This window comes from Halorhodospira neutriphila (assembly GCF_016584055.1).
In the GTDB taxonomy this organism is placed as follows: domain Bacteria; phylum Pseudomonadota; class Gammaproteobacteria; order Nitrococcales; family Halorhodospiraceae; genus Halorhodospira; species Halorhodospira neutriphila.
Window position 1 is genome coordinate 1 of sequence record NZ_NRSH01000145.1, and the last position, 5,083, is coordinate 5,083.

Annotated in this window: 5 protein-coding genes and 1 pseudogene; 3 read left to right on the forward strand and 3 right to left on the reverse strand. The window is 73.4% G+C overall.

Features of this window, described 5'->3' with window-relative positions:
* From glnA to ntrC, 3 genes and pseudogenes are all read left to right on the forward strand, one after another.
* Positions 1-260: pseudogene (glnA, locus tag CKO13_RS10495) on the forward strand (glutamine synthetase); the annotation flags it as partial.
* A 110-nt stretch (positions 261-370) separates the two neighbouring features.
* A complete protein-coding gene (gene glnL, locus CKO13_RS10500; protein WP_200260612.1) occupies positions 371-1,432 on the forward strand; it encodes a nitrogen regulation protein NR(II) in 1,062 nt (353 codons plus the stop codon).
* A complete protein-coding gene (gene ntrC, locus CKO13_RS10505; RefSeq protein WP_200260615.1) occupies positions 1,425-2,870 on the forward strand; it encodes a nitrogen regulation protein NR(I) in 1,446 nt (481 codons plus the stop codon). Before glnL ends, ntrC begins: the two co-directional genes overlap by 8 nt.
* Here ntrC and CKO13_RS10510 read toward each other — a convergent pair.
* Genes CKO13_RS10510 through CKO13_RS10520 form a run of 3 tightly spaced genes read right to left on the reverse strand, consistent with a single transcriptional unit; the run spans position 2,867 to position 4,813 of the window.
* On the reverse strand, positions 2,867-3,865 hold the full coding sequence (locus tag CKO13_RS10510; RefSeq protein WP_200260618.1) for an NAD(P)H-dependent glycerol-3-phosphate dehydrogenase: 999 nt from the start codon (positions 3,863-3,865) through the stop codon (positions 2,867-2,869). The two genes, ntrC and CKO13_RS10510, sit on opposite strands and share 4 nt — an antisense overlap.
* A gap of 4 nt (positions 3,866-3,869) precedes the next feature.
* Positions 3,870-4,364 carry a protein-export chaperone SecB gene (gene secB / locus CKO13_RS10515; RefSeq protein WP_200260621.1) on the reverse strand — a complete coding sequence of 165 codons (495 nt, stop codon included), beginning with the start codon at positions 4,362-4,364 and terminating at the stop codon, positions 3,870-3,872.
* Positions 4,365-4,369: 5 nt separating this feature from the next.
* A complete protein-coding gene (locus CKO13_RS10520; RefSeq protein WP_200260624.1) occupies positions 4,370-4,813 on the reverse strand; it encodes a rhodanese-like domain-containing protein in 444 nt (147 codons plus the stop codon).
* Positions 4,814-5,083 lie beyond the last annotated feature (270 nt).

A 5,083-nucleotide genomic window follows, 5' to 3' on the forward strand; every position in this document is an offset into this window, starting at 1 on the left:
GCAACAAGATCCACCCCGGCGAGGCGATGGACAAGAACCTCTACGACCTGCCGCCGGAGGAGGAGCAGGACATCCCGAAGGTGGCCTTCCAGCTCGACGCGGCGCTCGAGGCGCTCGACAACGACCGGGAGTTCCTCAAGCAGGGCGGGGTCTTCTCGGACGATCTCATCGACGCCTACATCGAGCTCAAGACGGAGGAGGTCACGCGGCTGCGCATGACCACCCACCCGGTGGAGTTCGACCTCTACTACAGCATCTAGGCCGCACCGCGGGGCGCGGCGTGCATGCGGAGGGCGGGGCCCGCGGGGCGTCGCCCTCTTTTTTTGCGGGGCCTCCGCGTGTTGGCCCGTCCTTTGCTTAGGCTCAGGGTATGGCGAAGACCGAAGACGCCCAGCGGAGCATCCTCGAGGAGCTGACCACGGCGGTGCTCGTGGTCGACGAGCGCAGCCGGATCGTCACCCTCAACCACGCCGCCGAGACGCTCTTCCGCATCAGCAGCCGGCAGGTCCTCGGCCAGCCGCTGCGCCAGGCGGCGCGGGGCACCGGGCTGCTCCAGGAGCTCGTCACCGCGGCCCTGCGCACCGGCGGCGCCTACACCCAGCGCGAGCGGCGCCTGCCGCTGCACGCCGAGCGGCCGGTGACGGTGGACTGCACGGTCACCCCCCTCGCCCGCGACCGCGTGCTGCTCGAGCTCGCCGAGGTCGACCGCCACGCCCGCATCACCCGCGAGCAGCACCTGCTCTCGCAGAACCGGGCCGTGCAGGAGCTCATCCGCGGCCTCGCCCACGAGATCAAGAACCCCCTCGGCGGGCTGCGCGGCGCCGCGCAGCTGCTCGAGGCGGAGCTCGAGGGCGAGCCGCTGCGCGAGTACACCCAGGTGATCATCGACGAGGCGGACCGGCTGCGCAAGCTCGTCGACTCGCTGCTCGGCCCCAACACCCCGCCCCGCCGCGAGCCGGTCAACATCCACGAGGTCCTCGAGCGGGTGCGGGCGCTGGTGGAGGCCGAGGGCGCCGAGGGCGAGCACGAGCCCATCGTCCGCGACTACGACCCGAGCATCCCGCCGGTGCCGGCCGAGCACAACCACCTCGTGCAGGCGGTGCTCAACCTGGTGCGCAACGCCCGCCAGGCGGCCGGCCCCGGCGGGCGGGTGACCCTGCGGACCCGGACCCAGCGCCAGTTCACCATCGCCGACCGGCCCCACCGGCTGGTGGCGCGCATCGACGTCATCGACGACGGGCCGGGCATCCCGGCGGAGCAGCAGGAGCAGATCTTCTACCCGATGGTCACCTCCCGCTCCGAGGGGAGCGGGCTCGGGCTGCCCATCGCCCAGAACCTCGTCAGCCGCCTCGGCGGGCTCATCGAGTGCGTCAGCGAGCCCGGCCACACGGTATTCACCATCTGGCTGCCCATGGAGACGGAGCATGAGTGACGATCAGCCGCTCGTGTGGGTCATCGACGACGACCGGTCCATCCGCTGGGTCCTGGAGAAGGCCCTGCAACGGGCCGGCTACCGCGTGCACTGCTACGCCAGCGGGGACGCGGCCCTCGCCGAGCTCGACGGGGTGCAGCCGGCGGCGCTGATCACCGACATCCGCATGCCGGGCACCGACGGCCTCGCCCTGCTCGAGCGCCTGCGCGGCTCCACGCCGCAGCTGCCGATCATCGTGATCACCGCCTACTCGGACCTCGACGCGGCGGTGGCCTCCTACGAGGGCGGCGCCTTCGAGTACCTGCCCAAGCCCTTCGACGTCGACGAGGCGGTGGCCCTCGTCCACCGCGCCGTGGCGAGCCGCCGGGCCGCCCCGGAGGGGGCCGAGCCCGGCGAGGGGAGCTCGGAGATCCTCGGCGAGGCGCCGGCCATGCAGGAGGTCTTCCGGGCCATCGGGCGGCTCTCCCGCTCCAGCGTGACCGTGCTGATCACCGGCGAGTCCGGCACCGGCAAGGAGCTCGTCGCCCGCGCCCTCCACCGCCACAGCCCGCGCGCCGCGGGGCCGTTCGTCGCCCTGAACATGGCCGCCATCCCCCACGAGCTCATGGAGTCGGAGCTCTTCGGCCACGAGCGGGGGGCCTTCACCGGCGCCCAGCAGACCCGGCGGGGGCGCTTCGAGCAGGCCCACGGCGGCACCCTCTTCCTCGACGAGATCGGCGACATGCCGCCGGAGCTCCAGACCCGGCTGCTGCGCGTGCTCGCCGACGGCGAGTTCTACCGCGTCGGCGCCCACACCGCCATGCAGGTGGACGTGCGGGTCATCGCCGCCACCCACCAGGACATGGACCGGCGCGTCGCCGAGGGGCTCTTCCGCGAGGACCTCTACCACCGGCTCAACGTCATCCGCATCCAGCTGCCCGCCCTGCGCGAGCGCCGCGAGGATATCCCGGCCCTCGCCCGCCACTTCCTCGCCGCCGCCGCCCGCGAGCTCGACGTCGAGCCCAAGCGCCTCTCCGGGGAGGTCGAGCGGTACCTGATGGGGCTCGAGTGGCCCGGCAACGTCCGCCAGCTCGAGAACACCTGCCGGTGGCTGACGGTCATGGCCAGCGGCCAGGAGGTCGTCCCCGAGGACCTGCCCGCGGAGCTGCGGGCGCCGGGGGCGGGCAGCGCCGCGGCGCCGGCCGCCCCCGGCGCCGCGGACTGGCAGACCCCCCTGGCGCAGTGGGCCGAGGCGGCCCTGGGGGAGGGGCGCGACGACCTCCTCGACGAGGCCCTGCCCGCCCTCGAGCGGATCCTGATCCGGGCGGCGCTGGCGCACAGCGGCGGGCACCGCCAGGAGGCGGCCCGGCGCCTCGGCTGGGGCCGCAACACCCTCACCCGCAAGATCAAGGAGCTGGGGCTCGAGGAGGGCGGGACGGCGAGGAGCGCCGGCGGCTAGTCGGGCGCGAACTCCGCCTTGGGCGCGCGCTCCATGAGCTCGGTGACGGCGCGCTGCGGCGAGAGCTCGCCGGCGAGGATGCGCTGGACCGCGGTGCAGATCGGCATCTCGACGCCGTGGGTGCGGGCCAGGGCGTGCAGCTCGCCGGCCGTCCGGGCCCCCTCCACGGTGCTGCCCACCTGCTCGAGGGCCGCCTCGACGCCGGCCCCGGCGCCGAGGGCGAGCCCGAAGCGGCGGTTGCGCGACTGGTCGTCGGTGCAGGTCAGCAGCAGGTCGCCGAGCCCGGCGAGGCCGATGAGCGTCCGCCCGTCGGCGCCTAGGGCCTCGCCGAGGCGGGTAATCTCGGCGAGCCCCCGCGTGATCAGCGCGGCGCGGGCGTTGGCGCCGAGGCCGAGGCCGTCGCTGATGCCGGTGGCCACGGCGAGGACGTTCTTGACCGCCCCGCCGAGCTCGACGCCGAGCATGTCGGTGCTCACGTAGGGGCGGAAGTGCTCGTTGTGGAAGGCGGCGGCGATCTCGTGGGCGAAGGCGGCGTCCGGCGAGGCGACGGTGACCGCCGTGGGCAGGTCGCGCCCGACCTCGGCGGCGAAGCTCGGCCCCGAGAGCACGGCCGGCGTGGGCGCCGGGGTGAGCAGCGCCTCGAGCACGCCGTGGAGGAGGCCCCCGGAGCGGGCCTCCAGCCCCTTGGTCGCCCAGGCGATGCGCCGGGGCGCGCACGCCGGTAGCCGCTCGACGAGGCCGCGGAAGGCGGCGCTCGGCACGGCGATGAGCAGCCAGTCGCTGCCCGCGGCCGCCGCGGCGAGGTCGGCGGTGGGCTCGATCGCCGCCGGCAGCGGGCAGCCGGGGAGGTAGCGCCGGTTCTCGCCGGCGGCGGCGATGGCCGCGGCGTGGTCCGGATCGCGGGTCCAGAGCCGGACCGTATGGCCGTTCTGGCCGAGCACGTGGGCGAGCGCCGTCCCCCACGCCCCCGCCCCGAGTACCGCGATCGTGGCCATCGGCTCAGTGGCCCTGGTCCGCCGCCTCGGCGCCCTCGCCGGCGCGCTCCCGCTGCTGGAGGTAGAGCGCCTCGAAGTTCACCGGGGCGAGCAGCAGCTGCGGGAAGCCGCCCTTGACCACGAGGTCGTTGATCGCCTCGCGGGCGAAGGGGAAGAGCTGCGCCGGGCAGTAGGCGCCGAGCAGGTGCTCGATCTGCGCCTCGTCGAAGCCCTCCATGCGGAAGACGCCGCCCTGCCGGACCTCGCAGAGGTAGGCGGTCTGCTCGTTGACCTTCGCCGTGACCGTGATGGTCAGCACGACGTCGAAGGTGCCCTCGCCCATCTGCGCCGAGGCGGTGCCGAGCTCGACGTCGATCTGCGGCCGCCACTCGGACTGGAAGATCCCCGGCGCCTCGGGCGCCTCGAAGGAGACGTCGCGCAGGTAGACCTTGGCGATCTGGAACTGCTGGCCGCCCTGCCCCTGGGCCGCGCTCTCGTTGCTGCCGTTGCCCTCTGCCATGCCTGTTACCCCTTCGCGTTGACGTTCTCCATCGGGTAGCCGGCGCTCTGCCAGGCGCGCAGCCCCTGCTTGAGCCGGTAGACGCGGGTGAAGCCGTGCTTGCGCAGCTGCCGGGCCACCGGCGCCGCCTGCTGGCCGTTCTCATCGTAGACGATCAGCGGCCTGCCCTCCCCGGCCTCCTTGCGCAGCTTGCTGACCAGCTGCTCGAGCTCGGTGGCGGGGAGGTTGAAGGCGCCGGGCAGGTGGCCCTTGCGGAACTCCTTGTTCACCCGGATGTCGATGAACAGGGCCGACTCCCGGTTGTAGAGCTGCGTCGCCCCGTCGCCGTCGACGCCCCGCACCCCGCTGTACCAGTGGAAGAGCTCGCCGCCGATCCACCAGCCGAGGATGAGCAGGAACGCCAGTACCAGCCCCCAGTTGCTTTGTGCGAACTCCCAGAACTCCTGCATCGGCCCCTCGCGTCGTGGCTCGCTCCGTATCGGTCAGCACGGCATGATACCAGCGGACCCTGCTGGCTGCAGGCCTGGGGCCGGCGATGGCGTAGAATCGGGCCTTGGCCCGGAGGGTGGCCGAGTCGATAGGGTGGATCGTGGAGATGGCAGATACGGCGCCGGTGGCCCGGCAGCTGCGCAAGCACGGCTTCACCCGCGTCTACCGGCTCAAGCAGGGGCTGCGCGCCTGGCAGAGCGCCGGCTACCCGATGGAGAACGTCAACGCGA